This window comes from Salinisphaera sp. G21_0 (assembly GCF_017744115.1).
Lineage (GTDB): Bacteria > Pseudomonadota > Gammaproteobacteria > Pseudomonadales > Endozoicomonadaceae > Endozoicomonas.
This window is the reverse complement of record NZ_JAGHQW010000003.1, coordinates 1-24,138: the sequence shown is the minus strand read 5'-3', so window position 1 is coordinate 24,138 and position 24,138 is coordinate 1. Positions and strand designations below refer to the sequence as shown.

At 48.0% G+C, this 24,138-nt stretch carries 15 protein-coding genes; 11 read left to right on the top strand and 4 right to left on the bottom strand.

Annotation, left to right across the window (positions count from 1 at the left end; genetic code table 11):
* Positions 1-4 precede the first annotated feature (4 nt).
* Both J7439_RS02035 and J7439_RS02030 read left to right on the top strand, forming a co-directional pair.
* Entirely contained in the window at positions 5-1,051 is a 1,047-nt protein-coding gene (locus J7439_RS02035) for an alpha-L-glutamate ligase-like protein (RefSeq protein WP_209200024.1), read from the top strand.
* A gap of 169 nt (positions 1,052-1,220) precedes the next feature.
* Positions 1,221-3,491 (top strand): diguanylate cyclase, encoded by a 2,271-nt coding sequence (locus tag J7439_RS02030; protein WP_209200023.1) that lies wholly within the window; start codon positions 1,221-1,223, stop codon positions 3,489-3,491.
* A 32-nt stretch (positions 3,492-3,523) separates the two neighbouring features.
* Here J7439_RS02030 and J7439_RS02025 read toward each other — a convergent pair whose 3' ends face one another.
* A complete protein-coding gene (locus J7439_RS02025) occupies positions 3,524-4,990 on the bottom strand; it encodes an SET domain-containing protein (RefSeq protein ID WP_209200022.1) in 1,467 nt (488 codons plus the stop codon).
* Positions 4,991-5,255: 265 nt separating this feature from the next.
* On the opposite strand from J7439_RS02025, the gene J7439_RS02020 reads away from it, so the two are divergent.
* The 9 genes from J7439_RS02020 to J7439_RS01980 all read left to right on the top strand — a co-directional run bounded on the left by J7439_RS02020 (position 5,256) and on the right by J7439_RS01980 (position 22,649).
* The gene (locus tag J7439_RS02020; protein WP_209200021.1) at positions 5,256-7,235 is read left to right on the top strand and encodes a hypothetical protein; all 1,980 of its coding nucleotides are present in this window, start codon (positions 5,256-5,258) and stop codon (positions 7,233-7,235) included.
* A gap of 307 nt (positions 7,236-7,542) precedes the next feature.
* On the top strand, positions 7,543-9,144 hold the full coding sequence (locus J7439_RS02015) for a cytochrome ubiquinol oxidase subunit I (RefSeq protein ID WP_286198139.1): 1,602 nt from the start codon (positions 7,543-7,545) through the stop codon (positions 9,142-9,144).
* Between the two features lie 12 nt (positions 9,145-9,156).
* Positions 9,157-10,290, top strand: coding sequence for a cytochrome d ubiquinol oxidase subunit II (gene cydB / locus J7439_RS02010; RefSeq protein WP_209200020.1), 1,134 nt, complete (start codon positions 9,157-9,159; stop codon positions 10,288-10,290).
* A 15-nt stretch (positions 10,291-10,305) separates the two neighbouring features.
* Positions 10,306-10,425: a cytochrome bd-I oxidase subunit CydX gene (gene cydX, locus J7439_RS02005; RefSeq protein ID WP_163373267.1), complete on the top strand. Its 120-nt coding sequence runs from the start codon at positions 10,306-10,308 to the stop codon at positions 10,423-10,425.
* A gap of 428 nt (positions 10,426-10,853) precedes the next feature.
* Complete coding sequence (locus tag J7439_RS02000; RefSeq protein WP_353622981.1) at positions 10,854-14,093, top strand: helicase-related protein; 3,240 nt, start codon at positions 10,854-10,856, stop codon at positions 14,091-14,093.
* Complete coding sequence (locus tag J7439_RS01995; RefSeq protein ID WP_209200019.1) at positions 14,090-14,854, top strand: DUF4391 domain-containing protein; 765 nt, start codon at positions 14,090-14,092, stop codon at positions 14,852-14,854. The genes J7439_RS02000 and J7439_RS01995 overlap by 4 nt, the downstream gene beginning before the upstream one ends.
* Before the next feature lie 26 nt (positions 14,855-14,880).
* Positions 14,881-16,839 (top strand): site-specific DNA-methyltransferase, encoded by a 1,959-nt coding sequence (locus J7439_RS01990; protein WP_209200018.1) that lies wholly within the window; start codon positions 14,881-14,883, stop codon positions 16,837-16,839.
* A gap of 14 nt (positions 16,840-16,853) precedes the next feature.
* Positions 16,854-19,871 (top strand): type III restriction-modification system endonuclease, encoded by a 3,018-nt coding sequence (locus J7439_RS01985; protein ID WP_209200017.1) that lies wholly within the window; start codon positions 16,854-16,856, stop codon positions 19,869-19,871.
* A 231-nt stretch (positions 19,872-20,102) separates the two neighbouring features.
* Positions 20,103-22,649 (top strand): NACHT domain-containing protein, encoded by a 2,547-nt coding sequence (locus J7439_RS01980; protein ID WP_209200016.1) that lies wholly within the window; start codon positions 20,103-20,105, stop codon positions 22,647-22,649.
* A gap of 439 nt (positions 22,650-23,088) precedes the next feature.
* Here J7439_RS01980 and J7439_RS01975 read toward each other — a convergent pair whose 3' ends face one another.
* From J7439_RS01975 to J7439_RS01965, 3 genes are all read right to left on the bottom strand, one after another.
* Entirely contained in the window at positions 23,089-23,322 is a 234-nt protein-coding gene (locus tag J7439_RS01975; protein WP_209200015.1) for a hypothetical protein, read from the bottom strand.
* A 3-nt stretch (positions 23,323-23,325) separates the two neighbouring features.
* Positions 23,326-23,715, bottom strand: a complete 390-nt coding sequence (locus J7439_RS01970) for a hypothetical protein (RefSeq protein WP_209200014.1) — start codon at positions 23,713-23,715, stop codon at positions 23,326-23,328.
* On the bottom strand, positions 23,712-24,138 hold a 427-nt coding region (locus tag J7439_RS01965; RefSeq protein ID WP_209200013.1), incomplete at its 5' end, for a hypothetical protein. The genes J7439_RS01965 and J7439_RS01970, both read right to left, overlap by 4 nt.

The following is a 24,138-nucleotide window of genomic DNA, read 5'->3' as shown; positions in this document are numbered from 1 at the left end:
TTCCATGGGATGGTTAACAAGCTTCGTGCAAAACATGCTGGCAAAAAGCTCAATAACAACTCCTTCCCGGCTCAGGGAGTCCGGGATACTGAGCATGAACAGTCGCAACCTGAATTATATCTCCCGGTATAACCCCAGACGCCTCCTGCCCCTGGTGGACGACAAACTGACCACCAAACGCATGGCCGAGAAAGCCGGTGTCGATGTACCAAAACTGATTGGCGTGATTGAATACCAGTCCGATATCCGCAAGTTAAAGGGCATTCTGGAACCACTGGATAAGTTTGTTATCAAACCGGCCAAGGGCAGTGGCGGCAAAGGCATTCTGGTGATTACTGGCCGTGATGGTGATCGATACGTCAAGGCCAGCGGCGAAAGTCTATCCTTTGACGCCATTAGCCGTGATGTGTCCAATATTCTCGGCGGTCTCTACAGTCTGGGCGGCAAATCAGACGTTGCCGTTATCGAAAGCCTGATCGTCGCTGACCCCATTTTTAATGACTACAGCTTTGAAGGCGTACCGGATATCCGGGTCATTGTGTTCCGGGGCTTCCCGGTTATGGCGATGATGCGCCTGGCCACCCGGAAATCCGATGGCAAGGCCAACCTGCACCAGGGGGCAGTGGGCGTCGGCCTGGACATGGCAACCGGCAACAGCCTGAGAAGCGTGCAGCATGATTTGCCGGTCAGCCTTCATCCGGATACGGGGCACAATTTCTCAACCCTCAACGTGCCTCACTGGCATAAGATCTTATGCCTGTCTGCTGCCTGCCATGAGATGACCAACCTGGGCTACCTGGGTGTCGATCTGGTGCTGGATAAGCATCTTGGCCCTCTGATTCTGGAGCTCAACGCCAGACCGGGGCTGGCGATTCAGATTGCCAATGGCCAGGGGATCGAGCCCAGGCTGAAAATGATTGAATCCCTGCGCAAGCATGACCTGGCTATTGAAGAACGGGTTGCTTTTTCACAGCAGCATTTTGGGGCAACTGTCTTGAACACCGCAGAAAACATCAATAGTGATGCCTCCGGAAAAGTAGCAATACCATAGTGGCTATTGCTATTGCTATTGATAGTTAGAACCCACAAAGTCATTTTGTGACCATGTTAGCAAGGTTTGAAAAGCCACCTGTGAAACCAGTACAAACGCTTCACAGAACTCCTGCGACTGTGTAAGAATGTCTTAAATGCTCTGCTTCTCCAGGAAGGAGGAAGCTCAATTGCTATCCACGATCAATGGACAACAGGCAGTCGATCTGAAACTTGTATCCTCGTTAGGGAAGACGATATTGCTGTTTCCGAGACAACACTTACCCGAAAAAAATCATAAGCGCCGGGTCATCCATCACCCTGCCAGCGGCCTTCGCCTGCTTTTTCTGGTGTTATGGCTGTCGCTTTCCGGCTCATTAATTGCCGAGCCCATTTACCTCAGTGGTGATGATGCCATCACCAACCTGCCTCTGGTGCCGGTAAATCCACCGTCTGACATTTTTCAAAGCTCACTCCCCAATGAAAATACCCCCCTGAACTGGTATCGCCTGGATCTTGAACTGTCACCCTACTCCCCCCATGACTGGCTGATGGTATTCCACCAGATTCCCCATAAAAAGCTGGATGTTTTTATCCCGGTCAACAACGGGTATCAACTGACAAAAATGGGGATTGACGGTGCACTGTCAGGCATGGTGCCCAACACCCTACAGCTAACACTCAAGCCCGGGGAAAGCAAAACCTGGTATCTACGTCATGATCCGGTAGCGCTCAATCAGCTCAATCCTGAGTTATGGCCATCTCTCAACTACTATAAAGCGCTGAGTGAACAGCAAACCGTCATCGGCTCGATTCAGACGCTGTTGATCGTCGCCTTGATTTTCATCTTTACCCTGACCATCCGGAATCGAACCCCTGCCTTGTATCTACTGATCAGCCATCTGCTTGCTGCCAACCTGATGATTCTGATGTGGAAAGGCGACATTTTTCGTGCTGTCTCATGGCCGGGGGAGCCGGGCCACTGGCTTATTCTGATAACAGCGGTGGTGCTGGTCACCGGTATTGCCAGCTATCGAAGCCTGGCACTGCTGCCGGTCTACACCCCAAAAATGAATCGAATGATTCGTGCACTGAACATCGTTGCAATGGCGCTCGCGGTTTATGGGATCACCTCTGCCAGCAATGCATCAGTGGCAACCCTGAAACTCGCCGCCTACACACTTCTGGCCAGTCTCACCCTGGCTGTGTTGGCCACCGCCTACTGTCTCTATAATGGCATTCGCCCCGCAAAAGTGGCCTTTCCTTCAGCACTGACCATGCTCATTTTACTCTCATGGTTATGGTATCCCAACGCAGAGTCAGGAAGCCTGACAACCTACCCTGAGATTATACTCCTCTCGGTTCATGCAGCCCTGCTGCCTCTGTTTTACTGGTACGGTCACCAGCAGAACCTGAACCACGCCATGTCGATTAATGCCATCGCCCCTGCCAGCAAAAAACGGCGTATCTTTGAGTCAGCACTGCGTGAGCACCTGCAAACCCCGGACTCACCACTTTCCGACAATGAGCTGATCCAGAAAGTATTGACCACCTTCGACCAGGTATTACCTAGCGTTCCTGCCATGGTGTTTTGCCACCAGCAGGATGAATGGCACTTTTCCCCCGGGGAAACCTCTGACTACTTAAAAGCCGCTGAAAATTTAGCCAGGCAGCTTCCAGATATCGAAGAGGACTTGCTCAGCGTTATCGCTTCAGGCATCGAAACAAAAATCAATTTTAAAGACCGGTTTGGCACCATCTATTGGCTATTCCCACTGAATATAGATGCCGGGAATAAAGTACTTATGGTACTGGCCCCCTCCAGATATCACAGGAATGCCACTACCTGGCAAACCGCCAGCGATATCAGCAACCATGCATGCACCCTCTTTCAGGCAAACCGACAGTCGCTCTTCTGGCAGCAGCAGGCCAACCTTGACCCACTGACCGGCTTGCTGAACCGGCGAGCCTTTTGTCAGGAAGCAGAGAATATCATCCAGACTGCTCTTGACTCTGACCCAATCCGCCCCTGCTGCGCCCTGTTTATGGACATTGATAACTTTAAGCAACTGAATGACCTGCTGGGTCACAATGTCGGTGACCAGATACTTAAAACCACAGCTGTTATATGCCGTAAGTCTCTCCGACATCAAGACCTACTGGGGCGTTACGGGGGTGAAGAGTTTGTTGCATTATTGCCCGATACAGAGCCCTGGCAGGCATTTCATGTGGCTGAACGAATGAGGAGTGCCATCGCCAGTGAACATGCAAAAAACAATCAATGGGCGAACAATCAGCCCACAACCGTGAGCATCGGTATTGCTGCCCTGTCCAAAGATGTGAACTCCCTGGACAGACTGCTTGAGGAGGCAGATACGGCAATGTACCAGGCAAAACAGACAGGTAAAAACCGGACATCAATCAGCACAAGCCTGAACGATGTTCGTTTGCCAGCCACATAAGCACCCTAAAAAGAGAGAACAGGGTTACCACCTCAACCACGAGGTACCTCAGAACCCTGGTGTTGCTGTTTTTTTGCCTGCCTGTGGCTTTTGCGAAGTGCTTCCGAGGCATAATAAGCGGGCGCTGCAACAAACGGCGATATTGACTGCTTACCCGGTACCGCATTATTAAGTGTCTTGATAAAGCCAAGCTGGCTCTGCAGATTTTTCTCGTATTTTGCTCTTTCCTGGGCGGCTGTCATCATCAAGCCTGATTGCTCCCATTCGTCCGGCGGCAGTGAATGATAATTAACCAGCAACTCCTCCCCGACAGCGATATCCCTTTCGGCAAAATAGACAGGGAAGGTAAGATTACCAGAACGGGTATTCACTGAAACAAACGACATGATGACATTGTTATCTTTGACCCTGTTGGCCGCATTCAGAAAATGCATCGGTGTATAACGCTCGTTATCCGGCAAAAAGACAACCGTGTTCGTAGAATCTGAAGAAAACCCCGCCATTGTGTATTTTGAGAGCGTTCGCTGCGTTTGATCCTTACCTCTAAGGCCTGCCATCAGGGTCCGGTAGTAACTCATGAAATCCGGCATTTCAGCAGTCACTTTCTGATGCACATGCTCAGGCTTCCAATCGTGGTTATAATTGGCCCACTCCCTTTTGTTGAGCACATAGCCAATGCCAGAATAGACCCCGATCAACTCCCCCCCCTTAACTGGTGCGCGGGCAAATACCGCGTAATTTTTTTCTGGCTCTGTACCCGAAGCATCAGAGCAGTTAAAGCCATAATCAACAAAACGGTATTCAAATCGCGCCTGAAAGTATTGCCGGGCCTCTTGCTCAGACATTATCAACTGGTCAACCAGACGGGGTAGCAAAGCTTGATTCAACTGAAATTCCGGCAGCAACTGACTGCTGGCCAGACGGGACATCCAGAAATAAGGCTGGTAAGTATGCCCGGGAGGAAGTTCAGAGTCTGAAATAGCCCGGCTCCCCAACGCTCTACTGGCCATGCCCTGCCTATTGCTGCCAGTGGCGAAGGCCTGGGGAGCTGAATGCCGTGAAGGTTTGTTCAGTAGCGACAGAAGCATTGTTTCTGTTATTCCCCGACTGAATATGCTGGTGTCTGAAAGTGCACGTATATCTGCTGCCAGCTGCTCCGGGGCTACTGCATGATCACTGTCATGTCCGGCGCGGTTGGCAGAGGTGGAGAAAACTTCTGATGTCGCCACTCTCGAGGCTACAGATGAAACTACAGACGCAGTGGTTAAATCGTCAGTTAATGGACTTATCTTTGATTCAAACATATTTCCGGAAGCGGTTGCTGCAACGCTGTCAGAACCTGAGTGACTGAGACTCGGCTCATCACTGCGGGAAGCGGCAACACCACGGGCAAAGGCCACGACCTGACTTTTCCTGCCACCACTCGATTCCCGTTGCCCATCACCCGGATCAGGGGGATTTACAGCCATTTTTGACGGTAACAAGGTATTCGGTTCCATAAGTTCCCTATTGTAAACTTGCAACAGCCCTCTCCAAAACTTTGACAAAGTGCATGCCCAAAAGTTCAACTCACTGCAAAGCCAAACCCTTTGCCCATTAAAGCAACGAATGCCCTTCCCTGACGTCTGATTCATTTAAACAGACATAATCCAACGTTTTTCAGGGGCACCTGCCACTATCGTAGATTTACATATAGGGATTTACGGTTAAGGCTGATTAGAATACCTCACAAAAGAGCACTCCCCGCCGCAGGTTCACGCCAACATGTCGAATGCAACCGGCCTTCATAACACTGCTCCCGATAACCAGGAGCCACAGAAAAAAGAGCTGGACAACGTTGACCTTAAACTGGAAGGCCGTGACCTTCGCTGGCTTGAAAAAGTGGCCAGAGCCCCGCAACAGGAGCCCTGGAGTGTCATCATTCTGCAGTACGCATGGACGGCCGGCCCGGTCACCCTGATGGCCGCCTACTTTGGCTACTATTTTGCCTATGGCGAAATGATGCCGATTGAACGGGCTTTTTATTTCCTCGGCTACTCGGTTATCGCGGTGGCACTGGGTATGGGCTACCGCCTGTTTCATAACATGACCCACGGTCGGCAACAGGTAAGAGAACGGATAGGCCTTCTGAACCTGATCGACCAGATTTCCGAGCTGATCTACCAGGTTCGCGACCTTGGCCAGGCGAATATGACAGAAGAACAGCGTCGTATACATTCTGCGGGTATCCTGTTGCGCAAGCTTGATCTCGGCCCCGAGTGGGTTGCTGCCGCAATAGAAGACCTGACCGGTAACCAGCAACTGGCAAAACAGGCAGAGCGCATTGAAATATTCCGCCGCGCCGGACTTTATAACCGGATGCAGGACATCATCCATGAGGCCAGAGACGAAGCCGATAATGCCTGGCTCGCCCTCAATGAGAACCACCCACGAACCGCTGAGGCCCTGAAAAAGCGCCTGAACGGCATTGTAGCCCGCCCCCATGATGGACAGAAACGGGAACCCCTCTTTATTGAGCGGATTCTTTCCGCGATTGAGGAAGGCAATGAAAACCTGATGACCCTGCACGACGTGGAGGAGATACTCACCCTCTGTTTTGAGCTGATCTGCGGCCGGGAAATTGCCTACCTGAAAATTGAGTACACCGGTCACTGGGATCTTGCCAGGGCCCTGGATAAGCTTGAGGAAGAACGCAACGATCTGCGCATCAGCCGTGCCAGGGTCTATTCCCGCCTGAAGGCATTAACCACCTACCTGAACAATATCGGGATTCCTTCGGACATTGGCAGCGGTAACGGACTAAGCACCCACAAACTGCTGGCCACCGCCACAAAATCCCTGGACAACCTGAGCCTTCAGGTACGTGAAGCCCGTCAGCTGACCCTGTCCAGCCCCCAGAAAAAAACGGCAAAAAAACATCTGCTGACGCTCACCTCAAAAAGCCAGCAGCTGGAAAAAGCGCTCCAGATCTACAACGAAAGCCGCAGGGCCTACCTGAAACAGGGACGGGACAGCCTGCAATTAAAGCGAGCCCTGAAGAACTGGCAGAAACTCTCCAGTAAATATCAGTATCAAAATAATGAAAATCTGAAGCGCAGTCTCACCATCTCCGAACAAACCATCTTCCTTGATGTGGAGGCTAAGGCAGAAGTCACACAACGTATTTTGCACTACCTCAATGAGTCACCCTACTTACCCAAAGCCGTGCATGAAACACTGTCGACTGACGACAACAGCCAGATTAACTCAGTAAAGACCGACGCCGGGAACCTCCTGGCCGAAACCGGGGCCCGTGATATCGCCATTGAGATAGCGACCATTCTCGATCCTTACATTCATCTACATGATCCACAAATCCAAAGGGCCATCGAAAGTGCCAATGCCACCAGTCTGGCCAATATTGAACCGGGAATGAGTGCCCGGACCAAAGCCGCCTGGGGAGAAGCGATGGCCGGTGCCGTGGCAAAGAACCTCGCCGCCAGTGCGGAGAAACTGGCGCAAAACCTGATCCGTTATTACCGGGTGCCACTCAGTGACCAGACCATCAACTTTCTGGTTAAAACCTATAGTGCCAGCCTTGAAAGGCTTCAGTTTATTGCCCGTTATGAAACACCATTGAGTGCTTCCTACTCTCTGGACAATGTCTCAGCCATGGAAGTTCCGGGGCCAAAAGATACCTGGCAAATTGATCTGTACAACGCAAAAAAAACGATCACCCGCCTGAGCCTGAAAGGCATGGCATAAGCGGTGATCCAAAGCGACCAGCCGACCGTAGCAACCTGAACAGAGCAATAAGTCAAACAGTATGCGGCATACCGAAATATACCTATTTTCTTACATAAGATACTATCTCTCGTTGATTACTTATTGCCCAGACCCGCTATCAAAGGCTCAATGATTTCACCGACCGTGTCTTTTCATACAAGGCCGCCGGATCCGGAACGCCCTCCGGTTCCTGCTATCTTGTTGGGAGCCGCTGGCTGAAGCCACATTTACGTTCTATGATGCAGGTAGCTGGGCGTTACTCCAATTTTATCTATGGAGGAGTCGTATGATTCTGGAAGAAGTCATAGATCTCTCGCGCTTTCAATTTGCCATTACTGCGCTCTATCACTTTTTATTTGTGCCACTGACCATTGGCATGACCTTTATCCTTGCCATTATGGAATCCGTCTATGTGATGACGGGTAAACAGATCTACAAGGATATGACCAAATTCTGGGGCAAACTCTTTGGTATCAACTTTGCCGTGGGTGTCGCCACCGGTCTGACCATGGAGTTCCAGTTTGGTACCAACTGGTCCTACTATTCCCACTACGTAGGCGATATTTTCGGCGCACCACTGGCCATTGAAGCCCTGATGGCTTTCTTCCTGGAATCTACTTTCGTAGGCATGTTCTTCTTCGGTTGGGATCGCCTGAGTAAAGTACAGCACCTGGCCTGTACCTGGTTGATGGCCATTGGCACCAACCTGTCGGCACTCTGGATTCTGATTGCCAACGCCTGGATGCAGAACCCGGTGGGTGCCGAGTTCAACTTTGAAACCATGCGCATGGAGATGACCAGCTTTGCCGACCTGGTATTCAACCCGGTGGCACAGGTTAAATTTATCCATACGGTAGCGGCTGGTTATACCACAGGTGCTATTTTCGTCCTGTCCATTTCTGCCTACTACCTGCTGAACCATCGTGATATCGGCTTTGCCCGCCGCTCCTTCGCTGTGGCTTCAGGATTTGGTCTGGCGGCAATTCTGTCCGTTATCCTTCTGGGTGACGAATCCGGCTATGAGCTGGGCGATGTTCAGGAAGTAAAACTGGCCGCCATTGAAGCGGAATGGGACACCCACCCGGCACCGGCCAGCTTCACCGTGATCGGGATTCCTGACCAGGAAACCATGCAAACCGATTACGCCATCAGAATCCCTTACCTGATGGGCATAATTGCCACCCGCTCACTGGATGAAGAAGTCACGGGCATCAAAGACCTGATTGAAAACAAGATGGTCCGTATTCAGAGCGGTATGGAGGCCTATGAACTGCTGCAAAAACTGAAAAGTGGCCAGGATACACCACAAAACCGGGCAGCCTTCCTGGAAGTGGTGGATGACCTCGGCTACGGTCTGTTGCTGACCCGCTACACCGACAACATTCCTGCGGCCACCGATGTCATGATCCGCCAAGCGGCTGAAGATGCTATTCCAACCGTATGGCCACTGTTCTTTGCCTTCCGCATCATGGTTGGCTGTGGCGTCCTGATGCTGCTGCTTCTGGTGACGGCATTTGTGAAAACCGCCCGCCGTAATGAATACAAAAGTCGCTTCTTCCTGAAACTCTGCCTCTGGTCGCTGCCCCTTCCCTGGATTGCCAGTGAAATGGGCTGGTTTGTGGCGGAATTCGGCCGTCAGCCATGGTCGATCTCCGGTATCCTGCCCACCTATCTATCGGCATCCACCCGGACGGTCACCGATCTTTACCTGAGCATCGCAGGCTTTACGCTGTTCTACGGTATCTTTGCCGTCATTGAAGTCTGGCTGCTGGTGAAGTATGCCAGACTGGGCCCAAGCAGCCTGCACACCGGACGTTACCACTTCGAACAACAACAGGCGTTAACCGATGCTGTGGTTTCTGACAGTCCCCTCCACGGAAAAGCATAAGGAGCGATGACGATGGATTATGAAATTCTCCGATTTATCTGGTGGGTTCTGATCGGCGTCCTGTTTATCGGTTTTGCCATTATGGATGGCTACGATCTCGGCACTGCCAACCTTCTGCCATTTATGAGTAAAAACGACACTGAGCGTCGAATTATGATCAACGCGGTTGCGCCCCACTGGGATGGTAACCAGGTTTGGCTGATCACGGCCGGTGGTGCCCTGTTTGCCGCCTGGCCTACCGTCTATGCGACGGCCTTCTCCGGCTTTTACTGGGCAATGGTTCTGGTGCTATTTGCCCTGTTGATTCGCCCCATGGCTTTTGACTACCGCTCAAAACTGCCTGACCCACGCTGGCGCAACGCCTGGGACTGGGGACTGTTTGTCAGCGGTATTGTCCCATCCCTGGTGTTTGGCGTTGCCTTTGGCAACATCTTTGTCGGCTTTGGCTTTACCCTGGACGACTTTATGCGTTCCAGCTTCTCTGGCTCATTCTTTGATCTGCTCAACCCATTCTCACTGTTGTGCGGTGTGGTCAGTGCAGCCATGTTGACCATGCAGGGCGCTGTCTGGCAGAAAATGCGTTCTGGTGAACCCATCCGTCACCGTGCAGCAATGGTCGCCCGCTACTCTGCCCTGCTGACCATGGTGGCATTTGCCGCAGCCGGTTTCTGGGTTGCCCATATCAACGGTTACCAGGTCACCAGCATTCTGGATACCAATGCGCCATCCAACCCGCTGGAAAAAACCGTCACGCTTGCTCAAGGAGCCTGGCTGAATAACTACAGCCAATACCCCATCATGATCATTGCCCCGGTACTTGGCTTCCTGGGACCCCTTGGCGTCATGATCTTCTCCGGCACCAAACAGGATGGGCTTAACTTCACCTGCTCATCCCTGGCACAGGCCGGTATTATCATGACTGCGGGTTTCAGTCTGTTCCCGTTTGTACTGACCTCAAGTACCGACCCATCCTTCAGCCTGACCCTCTGGGACGCAACCTCCAGCTTTATGACCCTGGCCATCATGACCGGCGTTGCCGTTGTGTTTGTTCCCATCATCCTTGGCTACACCATTTGGTGTTTCTACAAACTCTGGGGTCGCATGACCGCCGAACGCATTGAAAAAGAAAGTCATTCACTTTACTAGAGAGGGAGCTGAACAATGTGGTATTTTGCATGGATCCTGGGTGTACTGCTGGCTTGTGCGTTTGGAATTATTAATGTGATGTGGTATGAATTTCATTCGGACAATTTTGATAATGAAATCAATGAGTTAGACTGATCGAAAATTTTTCAGGTTGCAATTTGATTGTAACCTGAGCCTCAAAAACGGTACCAAAGCGTACCATCAGCGCATTTTGCGGTGAAATTCGTACTGGTAAAATGGTACCGTTTTTGTATCTTTTTGGTACAGCTTGGTTTTCCCATAACCTGTTGTTGACCTTTTCAACCACTCCATAAAAAGCACTCTCAAGACCTGCCGTTCTTCACGGCCAGTTTTGTCGCATGCAAACCGTTTTTGCAAAATTTTTTCTTGTTACCACTTCGCAATACCCGACTACCGCCCAACACCTTACATGCGTACAATCACTATCTTCCCAAAATTTACCTCTGAGCTATCTGGTCCCATGCTCCCCGGCGTCAATAAAAGACAATGGTAAAAACCACGGGCGGTAGCGTACCCAGTTAAAACAAAATGGAACTGTAGCCGTGCTTCTGGACAACAAACAGAATGGCAAGGTGGGCGAAGAACTACGCCGACACCTGACCAAAGGAACAAAGCTGTCTGTACTCTCTGGCCTGTTCTCCATCTATGGTTTTGACTCGCTGAAGAAAGAATTATCTTCTGTAGAAGAAACACGCCTGTTGCTATCTAAATCACTGCAAGCAGAGGCAATGCACAACACTCCTTTTGCTGAGTTAACCGGTGACCGCTTTGAACACCGGCTCAGAAATCAGCTCAACCAGATGCAAATCGCTAAGGAATGTGCCCGATGGATTGAGCGCAAAGTAGAAGTACGCTCCACCTGCATGGCCAATCAGAATATCTTCCATATCAGTCAGGCAGATAACAGTGATACCGCCATCCAGGGTAGCTCAAACTTTACCAGCACAGGGCTTGGTTATAGTGAGTCTGATCATTTTGATATGAATATGTGCCTCACTGATAGCACGGCCACTCAAGGGATGCTGGAGTGGTTTAATGCTATCTGGGACAGCCCATCAGCCAGCGATGCCAAACAGCTACTGCTGGATCAGCTCAACCAGCTGACTCAAGATCAATCGCCCCAGTTCATCTACTTTCTGACCCTTTATCATCTGTTCAAAGATTTCCTGGAAGAGATTGACGAAGACAGCATCATCAAAAGCAAAACGGGTTTTAAAGATACCCTGGTCTGGAACAAGCTCTACAAATTCCAGAAAGACGGTGTGCTTGGTGCCATCGACAAACTGGAACGCTACAACGGCTGCATCATTGCCGACAGTGTGGGCCTGGGTAAAACCTTCTCTGCCCTGGCAGTTATCAAATACTACGAACTGCGTAACGACCGGGTACTGGTTCTTGCTCCCAAAAAGCTGCGGGAAAACTGGACCGTTTACACAGTGAACGACAAGCGCAATTTATTGGCGGCAGACCGGTTCAACTACGATGTACTTAACCACACTGACCTGACCCGCACCATCGGCAAATCCGGTGAGATCAATCTGGAAACCATCAACTGGGGCAACTATGACCTGATCGTGGTTGATGAATCCCATAACTTCCGTAACAGCAGCTCCGCTAAAGAGGGTCATACCCGCTACTCCCGGCTGATGGATGACATCATCCGTTCCGGGGTAAAAACCAAAGTACTAATGCTCTCGGCAACACCGGTCAATAACCGGATGAACGACTTGAAAAACCAGGTCGCCTTCATCACCGAAGGGCAAGACACCGCCTTTGAAGCGCAAGGCATCAGCAGCATAGAAATCACCCTGAAAAAAGCCCAGACCCAGTTTAATCAATGGCTAAAGCTGGACGAAGCGCAGCGCAGCACCGAATCGCTTTTGGAAGGCATGAATTTTGACTACTTCAAGCTGCTCGACCTGCTCACCATTGCCCGCTCCCGCAAGCATATTGAAAAGTACTATGACATCGCAGAAATCGGTGCCTTCCCGGAACGCCTGAAGCCACTCAATATCAAGGAAGACATCGATTCAAACAGCCATTTTCCACCACTTAAAGAGATCAACCGCATCATTCGGCGCTTAAACCTCAGTGCTTACGCGCCACTGAAGTACGTACGGATGGAAAAACGGGCAGAATATAACCGCAAATACGATGTTCAGGTCAGCGAAGGCTCAGTGTTCAAAATGGTGGATCGTGAGCAGAGCCTGATTCACCTGATGCGGGTAAACCTGCTGAAACGAATGGAAAGCTCGATCCACTCCTTCGCACTGTCCCTGAAAAAACTGCTCGGGGCCGTCGACCTGCTGCTGAGCAAACTGGACAACCATGCCAGCGATGAGGTTGAAGAGCTCAGCATTAACGATATTGAGGTAGACTCCCCGGAGTTTGACGCTTACCTCATTGGTAAAAAGGTCAAAATCCTGATCAAGGATATCGATCACATCCACTGGCGCCAGGACCTGGAAGAAGATCGCACCCGTCTGCAACAACTACTAACGGAAGCTCAGGCCATCGATGCAAAGCGGGATGCCAAGTTGCATCGCCTGCAAGCCATCATTGAGCGTAAATGTCAGCAGCCTCTGAACCCTGGCAATAAAAAGGTGATTATCTTCACCGCCTTTGCGGATACCGCCCAATACCTTTACCAGCACATTGCGCCGTGGGTCAGCCAGCAGCTTGGGCTGCATACGGCACTGGTCACCGGTGCAGGCAGCAACAAAAGTACGCTCGCTGGGGTCAGCAGTGACCTGAACAACCTGTTAACGGCCTTCTCGCCCGTCTCCAAAGAGCGAAGCAAAGTGAATGATAGCCCTGGAGATGAGATTGATATTCTGATCGCCACCGACTGCATCTCCGAAGGTCAGAACCTGCAAGATTGCGACTTCCTGATCAACTACGACATTCACTGGAACCCGGTACGTATTATTCAGCGATTTGGCCGGGTAGACCGTCTGGGCTCAAAAAACAGCACGATTCAGCTGGTCAACTTCTGGCCCAATATGGAGCTGGACGAATACATCAACCTGGAAGCCCGGGTCAGTGGTCGTATGGTGCTGCTGGATATATCCGCCACCGGTGAAGAAAACGTCATTGAGCAGGACAGCGGTAAACAGATGAACGATCTGGAGTACCGCCGTAAACAGTTGCAGGAATTACAAGACAACGTGGTGGATCTGGAAGACATCTCCGGCAGCGTCTCCATTACTGACCTGACCCTGAATGACTTCCGAATGGATCTGTCCGGCTTTATGAAAGAGCATCTGGGCGATCTGGAATCCGCTTACACCGGGTTATTTGCCGCCAGTACCATTGATCCTGCGTTTATTCGCCAGACCGGTGATCACTCCATTGAGCCAGGTGTGCTCTTCTGCTTAAAGCAACTCACCGCTCAAGAACCATCGTCATCCGACGGCTATGCGCTGGCTCCGCACTATCTGGTCTATGTCACCGACGACAATGAGGTGAAGTACCCATTCAGCCAAACCAAAAAGATGCTGGATATCCTGAAAAAACAGGGGCTCGGACATCACCTGCTCAACCAGGAAGCCATTGAGTCATTCAACGCCATAACCCGACATGGCAAAGACATGGAGCATTATCGGCAACTGCTGGAAACGGCGATTAGCAGCATTATTGGCACCCATCAGGAAAAAGGCATCGACAGCCTGTTCAGCCGTGGCGGTACACGACTGAATCAGGGGCGCTTCCAGGGCATGATTGATTTTGAAGTGATCAGTTTTCTGATCATACGGGAACCGGCTCAGGCTGCAGCCTCATGACCCTGAACGACTTTTACCAGCAACTGGCCATACCCGATAGCTGCCAACTGCAACAGCGCATCTACAAAAAACAGCTGTTTAGTAACGTCGCCTTCAGCAAGAGCGACCAAAAACGGATCAATGAGCAGATCGATACGCTGGCGCTTCGTTACAGCCTGAGCCCGGAGACCATCAATATTTCCAGATACGAAGACCCACAACGGGAATATCTGGAAATAGCGCTGCTGCAAATCACCCTGAAAAAGCTAATCAACACCGATAAACAACCGACCAAACTGGCAGAGCTGATCCAGAAAGCGATTCCCTACCCCACCATTCTTGTATTTGTCCGGGAAAGTCAGATCGCCATCTCCCTTGCCCACAAACGGATCAATCTGGCCGACAGCAGCAAACTCACGCTTGAGCGCAGTTTCGATACCGGCTGGCTGAATTTATCGCAGCTCACCCTTAACCAGCAGGCGTTTCTTGCGGATTTTGCGCTACCGCGATGCAGCTTTATCAATTTCTACCAGTGCTATCAGGATCTGGTGCGCCGGGTGGTGGCACTGAACTGCGCCGATTTGACCGGTCACTACACACTGACCAAAGACACAGAAAACGAACGGCAAGCCCGACTGGACCAGTTACGCAGCCATCAGCAACAGGTGTCGCTATTGCGAGCTGAGCTGAAACAGGAAACCCGGTTTAACCACAAGGTTGAACTGAATATGCAGATTAAACGGCTGGATCAACAGATTCAGACGCTGAAAACCCAGCTGTAATTCATTAACGGATAGAGATTCCCTCCATGGAAAAAATCACCCAGGGCCATCACGGCAGCCTGAGCCTGGATATGGTTCAGGACAACATCAGCAAACTGAAACAGCTTTTTCCGGAATTGATCACGGAAGACGCCAGCGGCACAAAAATTGATGTGGATGTGCTGAATGAACTGGTGGGCACTCAGGTGATAGATGGCGATAAGGAACGCTACAACTTCACCTGGCATGGCAAAGCCGCCGCCCGTCGTCTGGCGCAGACACCCTCTACCGGCACCCTTCGCCCCTGCAAAGAAGAATCAAAAGACTGGGACACCACGCAAAACCTGTTTATTGAAGGCGATAACCTGGAAGTGCTGAAGCTGCTGCAAAAGAGCTACCACAAAAAAGTGAAGATGATTTATATTGATCCGCCTTATAACACGGGGAAGGATTTTATCTACAAAGATAACTTCAAAGATAATATTGCCAATTATAAAAAAATAACAGGACAAATCGATGATGAAGGAAACCCATTAAAAACCAATCCAGAAACCTCAGGACGTTATCATACTCATTGGTTAAACATGATGTATCCACGTTTAAGGTTGGCACGAAACCTTCTAAGAGATGACGGTGTTATTTTCATAAGCATTGATGATGGTGAAGTCTCCAGCTTAAGAAAAGTATGTGATGAAGTATTTGGTGAAGAAAACTTTATTACAAGTGTTATATGGCAAGGTGGTAGAAAGAATGACTCAAGAAGATTCTCTGTAGTTCATGATTACATTTTGGTTTATGTGAAAAATGACAGTCATCTTTCAGAACGAGAAATCAAATGGCGTGAACGAAAAGAAGGACTAGACGAAGTTTATAAAAAAGTTTCAGAGCTAAGAGAAAAATTCGTAGTAGATCACGAGAAAGCTTCCAAAGAGTTGAAGAAGTGGTTTAACAGTCTTAGTGAAGGCAATCCTTCAAAGGAACATTCACACTACACAAAAATTGATGCGAAGGGAGTTTATTACGGTGATAATATTAGCAGTCCGAATTATCGTGAAAACCTAATTTTTGAATACAAAGGCTATCAACCTCCCAAAAATGGATGGCGTTACAACCGTGAGGCAATGGCTCGTTTAGATAAAGAAGGTCTTTTGATCTTTCCATCTTCGAAAGATAGCCGCATACAATTCAAAAGATATCTGCACCATACTGAAACTTGGGCACCAAGTTCATTATTTTACAAAGATCGGCGTGCAGCATCCAAAAGTCTGACAGAGCTAATGGGAGGCGATTTTTTTGATTTCCCCAAGGATACTAATGTCTTGGCTCGTCTTATAGACACTTTTACAGAAGAAAATGATCTCATATTAGATTTCTTTGCTGGTTCTTCTTCCTCGGCGCATGCATCGATCGAATTGAATGTGAGAAGAGGCAAAGAAAATAGATTTATTATGATCCAGTTACCCGAAGCTACAGGTGAGAATACTGAAGCGTTCAAAACCGGTTACATATCGCTAGCAGACATCAGCAAAGAGCGCATCCGCAGAGCCGCCGCAAAACTCAAGCAAAATAATCCCGACTACCAAGGTGACCTAGGCTTCAAAGTTTTCAAACTCGACTCCAGCAATATCAAGCCCTGGGATGCCGATTTCGACAACTTGGAAGATATGATTGCCGCAGCGGATGACAGCCTGAAAAAAGACCGCACCGCAGACGATGTACTCTACGAAATCCTGCTGAAATACGGCCTCGACCTCACCCTGCCCATTGAAGAACACATTCTGGCCGGTAAAACCGTGCACAACATTGGCTGCGGCGCTCTGATGATCTGCCTGGATGATGAAATCACTCTCGATGTCGTCAATGCCATTGGTGATCTCAAGAAGGAACTGCAACCGGAAGTCATGCGCGTGGTGTTCAAAGACGCTGGCTTTGCTGACCCAGTCGTTAAAACCAATGCCATTCAGGTGCTCAAGCAGTTTGGCATTGACGATGTGAAAAGTATCTAAGGACGGGGTAAAACATGAAGATTCAATTTGATCCCGATCTGGATTATCAAAAAGTGGCCATCGATTCGGTGGTCAGCGTCTTTGAAGGCCAGGAAACCTGCCAGACCAACTTTTCGGTGCCGGCTTACAGTGCCCCTGCTGCTCACCAGGCTGATCTTTATCAGGGGTCGGAATACGATGATCTGGGTGTGGGTAACCGACTGGAACTGCTGCCCGATGAGCTGCTGGATAACGTACGGCAGGTGCAGCTGAACCAGGGCCTCAAACAATCCAAAAAGCTGAACTCCATGGACTTTACCGTGGAGATGGAGACCGGCACCGGCAAAACCTACGTTTATCTGCGTTCAGCCTTTGAACTGAATCAGCGCTATGGCTTCACCAAGTTTATTATTGTGGTGCCATCGGTGGCCATTAAGGAGGGGGTGTACAAGTCGCTGCAAATTACCGAGCAGCATTTTAAAGAGCAGTACAACAACGTTCAGTACGATTACTTTGTCTACGACTCTCAAAAGCCGGACCAGGTTCGCAGCTTTGCCACCAATGATTACATTCAGATCATGGTGATTAATATTGACGCCTTTCGCAAAAGCTTTACCGATCCGGATAAAGAGACCAAAGCTAACCTGATCCACCGAACCCACGACAAACTCAGTGGTATGAAGCCCATCGAGTTTATCCGTTCGACCTACCCGGTGGTGATTATTGATGAACCTCAGAGTGTGGACACCACCGCCAAGTCCAAAGAAGCGATTGCTTCTCTGAATCCGCTGTGTACGTTCCGCTATTCTGCGACCCATAAAGACAAGCACAACCTGCTGTACAAGCTGGATTCCATTGATGCTTACGAGCAGAAGCTGGTGAAGCAGATTGAAGTGGCCCATATCGATGTGCGGGATGGGCACAACAAGGCGTACATCAAACTGCTCGACACCAGAAGCAATAACAGTGGCATCTCGGCAAAGATCGAAATGGATATCATGCAGTCCGGCAAGGTCAAGCGGGTGGTTAAAACCGTCAAAGCCAACGATGATCTGTATGAGTTGTCTGGCGGTCGTGATGTCTATGAAGGCTATGTCATCAACGATATTTACTGCAAAACCGGCGCTGAATACATCGACTTTACCAGCAAGCCCGATGAGATCCGCAAAGGCGAGCTGATTGGTGGTGTCGATGACGATGAGTTTAAGCGTCTGCAAATCCGCAAGACCATTGAAGAACATCTGGAAAAAGAGCTATTGCTGATTCCCATGGGCATTAAGGTCCTCAGCCTGTTCTTTATCGATAAAGTCGCCAATTATCGCTTTTACAAAGATGGCGTTGCCCAGCCAGGCAAGTACGCCAAAATCTTTGAAGAAGAGTATGTCAACATTGCCCGCAAAGGGAAATATCGCAGCCTGTTTGAAGAGACCTCGCCAGAGGCTTTAGTGAGCCAGCTTCATAATGGTTACTTCGCCATTGATAAAAAGAAGGACAGCGCTGGTGAAGCACAGTTTAAAGACTCCAAACTCTCGGCCAAAGGCGAAGGCGGGAAAACGGCGGCGGATGAAAGCGCCTACAACCTGATCATGAAAGAGAAGGAACGGTTGCTGAGCCTGGACTGCAAACTGAAGTTTCTGTTCTCCCACTCGGCGCTGAAAGAAGGCTGGGATAACCCCAATGTGTTCCAGATTTGCACCCTGAACGAAACCGCCTCGGTGATTAAAAAACGTCAGGAGATTGGTCGTGGTCTTCGCATTGCCGTTAACCAGCAGGGCGAGCGGGTTCATGGGTTTGAGGTGAACACGCTGACGGTGATGGCCAATGAGTCCTATGAGGATTTTGTCGCCAGCCTGCAAAAAGAGATCGAGGAAGAAGAAGGCATTCGCTTTGGCGTGGTGGACGACCATCTGTTTGCCAATATTGTGATCCGACATGAGGGAGAAAAACCGGAATTCCTTGGCACTGAGAAGTCAGAGCAGATCTGGCAACACCTGCTGGATGCCGGGTATATCGACAAGAAAGGCAAGGTTCAGGATGATCTTAAAACGGCGCTGAAGGAGGGCAACCTTGACCTGCCTTATGATGTGATGGCCCAATCAGAGCAAATTCAGGCAGCCCTGAAAAAGGTAGCGGGCGGCCTTAACATCAAAGACAGCAGCAAGCGGGAAACGGTAAAACTGAATAAGGCTGTTTTCCTGGGTGAAGAGTTCAAGTCGTTGTGGGAGCGCATTAAATACCAGACCACGTACCGGGTGGATTTTGATCACCATGCCCTGGTAGAAGAATGCGCTAAAGCCATTGAGAAAGACCTGGTGGCCGGTAAAACCAAGTTTGAGTACGCCAAAGGCACCGTCGCCACCAAACGCAGTGGACTAGAGGTAACGGAGAGCAAAACCCAAACCTATACCTATGACGTCAAAGACTATAAGTTGCCGGACATTGTCAGTTATTTGCAAAACGCCACCAACCTGACCCGTCGTTCAATCGTCAGCATACTTACCCAGTGCAACCGTCTTGATGCCTTCCGAAATAACCCGCAGAAGTTCATTGATGAAGCCACTAACATCATCAAACTGGTGATGCGCCGGTTTATTGTGGACGGCATTAAATACCAAAAGATTGGTGATGATCATTTTTACTGTCAGGAGCTGTTCCAGGATAAGGAGCTGAAAGGCTATCTGGGTAAGAACATGCTCGAATCCGGGAAATCGGTGTATGATCATGTCATTTACGATTCCGATGTAGAGCACGACTTTGCCGAAGCCTTTGAGAAAAGCGAAGAGGTAAAGGTTTACGCCAAACTGCCAGACTGGTTCAAAATTGAAACGCCGCTGGGTACCTATAACCCGGACTGGGCGGTACTGGTGGAGAACAATGGCAGTCAGAACCTCTATTTTGTGGTGGAAACCAAAGGCTCCCTGTTCAGTGATGCCCTACGGCCTACAGAGCAAGCTAAAATTGACTGCGGCCGGGAGCACTTTAAGGCATTGGGTGAGAATGTTAGCTTTGCCAAGGCTAATAATTTTGAGTCTTTTATTGATCAGATAGCTTGAAGTTATTGTGGGGCATGTTGTTTGAAGCAGTTCAAAAATCATGCCACGTCTTCAGGAAAGCAACCCCTCTTATTTCCATATTTAAGTTCACAACATACTTTTTCGGATGAATATTTAAACAATCATCTTCGAACAAGCAATTTCATTATAGAATCTCCTTTAGATAGCTCCAAAGCCCTAAAGAGTCAAATGAAAAAATCAAAAAAAACCTTCCTATTATAGAAGCTATATATGACCATTAGTGTTTTTTTAAGTTACAGCCACGCCGACGAATCCTTTAAAGATGAATTCAGAAAACATGCCTCTTCATTAAGAAGAAATGAGATAATCTCATCTTGGGATGATAGAGAAATATTGGCAGGTCAAGAGTGGGAATCAGAGATAATTACAAAGCTGGAAACAGCAGAACTCATTTTACTAATGATAAGCCCTGACTTTTTAGACTCTGATTTTTGTTATGAAAGGGAAATGAAAAGAGCTGTAGAGCGACACAATAGTGGCTCAGCCATCGTAATCCCTATAATCTTAAAAAATTGTGACTGGGGAGACACCCCATTCGCAAAGCTACAAGGTCTCCCTAAGGACGCCAAAGCTATTTCCACATGGGAAGATCGAGATACTGCTTGGCTAGATGTCATAAAAGGAATTAAGAAGAGTATAGAAGAGCTAAAAAAAAAAGATAACTCCCTAACCAAGCCTACACCTAACACTGAAAAAATCATCACTGATGATCATGAAAGATGGATAAACGACACGGAAGTTGAGTTTAACCATAGAAACAAGGTAAAAATCATCCTTCCAGATATATATGTAGCTCCAGATCTGAAAATATTGAGAGGTGACCTAGACAAAATATCACAAACAACAAGTATCAAATCATTGATTAATGATGGCAAGTACTTGGTATTTGGGGATGACCAGTCTGGAAAAACATCCCTATCAAAGAAGCTGTTTGCATCATTACTTAATTCTAACTATATGCCTATAGTTTTAAATGGCACCAACATTAAAAGCTCAAACCTGAAAGACATAATTGAGATCGAATTAAAAAAGCAATACAAGCTAAATCGCGAAGCTTTAAGCAACAGAAAACCTGCCATCATCATTGATGATTTTTCAGAAATAAAACTAAATAAGAAAAACATCGAAAAACTGGTTTCTAAGTTCAAGTCAGAGTTTGATATATGTATACTAATATCATCAAATACATATCAATTTATTGCACAAGACGTTGAAGAGCTAGATGATTTTTCATGCTACGAAATAGTCCCTTTTGGTAATTTAAAAAGAACTGAGATTATTGAAAAGTGGGTTTCGCTTGGAAGAGAAGAAATAATAGAGGATAATGAGCTTTATCAATTGTCAGACCAAATAAAGCTTAAAATAGATCCAATGGTAAGGAAGCACATTATCCCTCCGAAACCGATTTATATTTTAACGCTACTACAAATGTTTGAGACTTATACCCCACAAAAATACGACTTAACCTCTCATGGCCACTGCTATCAATACCTGGTATATCAATCATTTGATAAAGCAAAAATCAGAGGTGACGACATTGACAAATATCTTAATGTAATGACTGAGCTTGCATGGTTTATATTCTCAAATCAGAAACCAAAATTAAACCATTCAGATTTGGAAGAATTCTTTACAACTTATGAAAAAAACTTTCTTCCCGTAAATAGAGATGAAATAGTTGAAGTTCTTATCAAAATCCATATATTATTTCAATCTGATGGCTTCACCTCCTTCAAATACAAATATATATATTATTTCTTTACTGCAAAAAGGATGGCTGAAAATTTTAGATCTAACAACGAAACCAAAAGTGCCATTTCAAAACTACTTCATAATTTACACAATGAAGACTGCTCAAACATTATAATATTCCTTACGCATCACACTAAAGATCAATGGGTTCTTGATGAAATACAAATAACTCTAATGGAACTTTTTCAAGAACAAGAACCATCTAGGTTGGATTCGGAGTCGCTGGGATTTATGAACGAATTCATCAAGGAAATACCGGCACTTATAATTGAAAAAAGAAAAATCAAAGAAGAGAGAGAAGCTCATGACAAAAAAATGGATGAAATCGAAAAGCCAAATCCGTTGCATGAAGAATATATTGATGACCTTGAGCCATCAGACACTTTAGCCCAAATCAATAAAACTTTTAGAGGTATTGAGATTGCTGGGCAAATTGTTAGAAATCGGCATGCATCGCTAAAAAGGAATGATTTATATTCTCTTGTTCATGAGGGCATAAATACTGGGCTTAGGTTTTTAGATTACTTCCTAGGATTCGCCAACAAATCAAAATACGAAGTTATTAAAATTATTGAGACGATTTTAAAAGAAAACCCAAGTTTAACAAACCAACAAATTGAAAAAGAAGCCAAAAGTGCTTTTCTATTTCTAACCTATGGTGTTATCTTTGGCGTTATACGAAAAATCTCTACATCAATGGGATCATCTGAAGCAGAAGCAATTTACAAAGAAATTGAAAAAGACTTTGATACAAACTCAATTAACCTAATAAATCAAGCCATTGATCTTCACTTTCATAAAAAGTTAGACTTTAGAAACATTGAACTTCTGAATGATAAATTTTCATCGAACCCGACATGCGCGAGAATTCTTAAGGAAATTATCATCCAACATATCTACATGTTCCCTGTGGAATACCAAGATAAACAGCGGATTTCAAGCACACTTGGAATTTCTATGAATACCCAGAGAAGACTGGATCAAAAGAAACAGCTAAAATATTAAGATCACCCTATTTACTATAGAAGTTCAGATCTTACAGACTCCTCAAAAAAATCATTAACTGTCTGGTCTGATCTTCTATAAGTAGCCGTAATGACTGGACTTCTTCTTTTGTAGCAACAGCTAAACTTCTGCCTCATATTGCTTCAACTGAGGGGCTATTCCCTTTACTATACCCTCCTGAATAAACACCTTCTGCCCAGCTGAAAGAAACCGGGGTCGTGAAAGAAACCGGGGTCGGGTCTTGATTCTTGATCTGATCGTCTCACACTTCCACTTCATACTGCGCCAGATTCGGCGCAGCTGCCTTTACCTCCCCGTTCTGAATAAACACCTTCTCTCCAAGGAAACCGCTCTCCAAGGAAACCGGGGTCGGGTCTTGATTCTTGATCTGATCGTCTCAGGAAACCGGGGTCGGGTCTTGATTCTTGATCTGATCGTCTCACACTTCCACTTCATACTGCGCCAGATTCGGCGCAGCTGCCTTTACCTCCCCGTTCTGAATAAACACCTTCTCTCCAACGCTCACAGACTCCCCCTTAACCGTAATAACCGAACCATCCCGAAGCTCAGCCTGACTTGTACCATTGTTATTATTTGCGGTAATGGTAGCAATAACTCTCACTCCTTCAGGTATTAATGCCTTGAATTGCTGCCAGATATTCGTGGTAGCCATTTCTCAACCTCCGTAATGACGTTCCAAGTCAACCGATTGCATAACGGTTCCCACGCCACTGGCACTGATACTGGTCGCCAGACAGAGGGCTTGCCAGTCTCCCGTTAAATCCTGAACCTCGACCAGCATACCCGGCTCAATTAACCCGGGTGCTGTGTTGGTGTCGGTCAATGGCAGTTCGATGGTAGTAATGCTCTGATTGCCACCCTTGGCGAGCTCATTACGGCCCCGCTCGGTATTGACCTGCGTTTCCGTGAGCCAGTCTTCCAGAATATCGGGAGCCGGGTTGTCCCCATTGGTTCCCGTTCGTTTGACGTTGACCGCCACGCCTGCATTGGTCCCGGAAACATAGACCGCATTGTAAGCCTGCTCCGGTCGCCAGTTGGCGCTCAAACTGGGAAGGTAAAATTAAGCGGTTGCTGCGGAAAAATATAAGCAGGGCTTTTTCTTTCGTTGGCACCATAAAGATCAACCGACTGCATCCCCTCCGATACATTGCTATCCCGCTCCAGAAGATGATTCCATGGTGAGGCATGATTACGATCCTGCGCCTCAATGGTTTTATCCCATGCACTCAGCTTGTCGCTATCTTTCCACTCAGTCTGCTGCCAACGGGTTCCTGCTGTCGCTTCTTTCTTCTGGCTCTGCCTGTGACTAAAACTGACCTTAGCTTGCTTTTTAGCCACCGATCCCCAAAACAGCCCAAGCGGTGAGGCTTCCACAGGCTTTGCCTGCTGACTACTTTGCCTCCGGGTAATGCTAACAGGCCGACTGGTAGAATAGCCCGCAGTAAAGCCCTGCTGGCGACTAAGCGCA

Excerpts from the sequence above, each read along its gene's own strand:
- cydX (WP_163373267.1), top strand. The coding sequence starts at position 10,306 with ATGTGGTATTTTGCATGGATCCTGGGTGTACTGCTGGCTTGTGCGTTT.
- cydB (WP_209200020.1), top strand. The coding sequence starts at position 9,157 with ATGGATTATGAAATTCTCCGATTTATCTGGTGGGTTCTGATCGGCGTC.
- J7439_RS01985 (WP_209200017.1), top strand. The coding sequence starts at position 16,854 with ATGAAGATTCAATTTGATCCCGATCTGGATTATCAAAAAGTGGCCATC.
- J7439_RS02035 (WP_209200024.1), top strand. The coding sequence starts at position 5 with ATGGGATGGTTAACAAGCTTCGTGCAAAACATGCTGGCAAAAAGCTCA.
- J7439_RS02015 (WP_286198139.1), top strand. The coding sequence starts at position 7,543 with ATGATTCTGGAAGAAGTCATAGATCTCTCGCGCTTTCAATTTGCCATT.
- J7439_RS01980 (WP_209200016.1), top strand. The coding sequence starts at position 20,103 with ATGACCATTAGTGTTTTTTTAAGTTACAGCCACGCCGACGAATCCTTT.
- J7439_RS02020 (WP_209200021.1), top strand. The coding sequence starts at position 5,256 with ATGTCGAATGCAACCGGCCTTCATAACACTGCTCCCGATAACCAGGAG.
- J7439_RS01995 (WP_209200019.1), top strand. The coding sequence starts at position 14,090 with ATGACCCTGAACGACTTTTACCAGCAACTGGCCATACCCGATAGCTGC.
- J7439_RS01975 (WP_209200015.1), bottom strand. The coding sequence starts at position 23,322 with ATGGCTACCACGAATATCTGGCAGCAATTCAAGGCATTAATACCTGAA.
- J7439_RS02025 (WP_209200022.1), bottom strand. The coding sequence starts at position 4,990 with ATGGAACCGAATACCTTGTTACCGTCAAAAATGGCTGTAAATCCCCCT.
- J7439_RS01990 (WP_209200018.1), top strand. The coding sequence starts at position 14,881 with ATGGAAAAAATCACCCAGGGCCATCACGGCAGCCTGAGCCTGGATATG.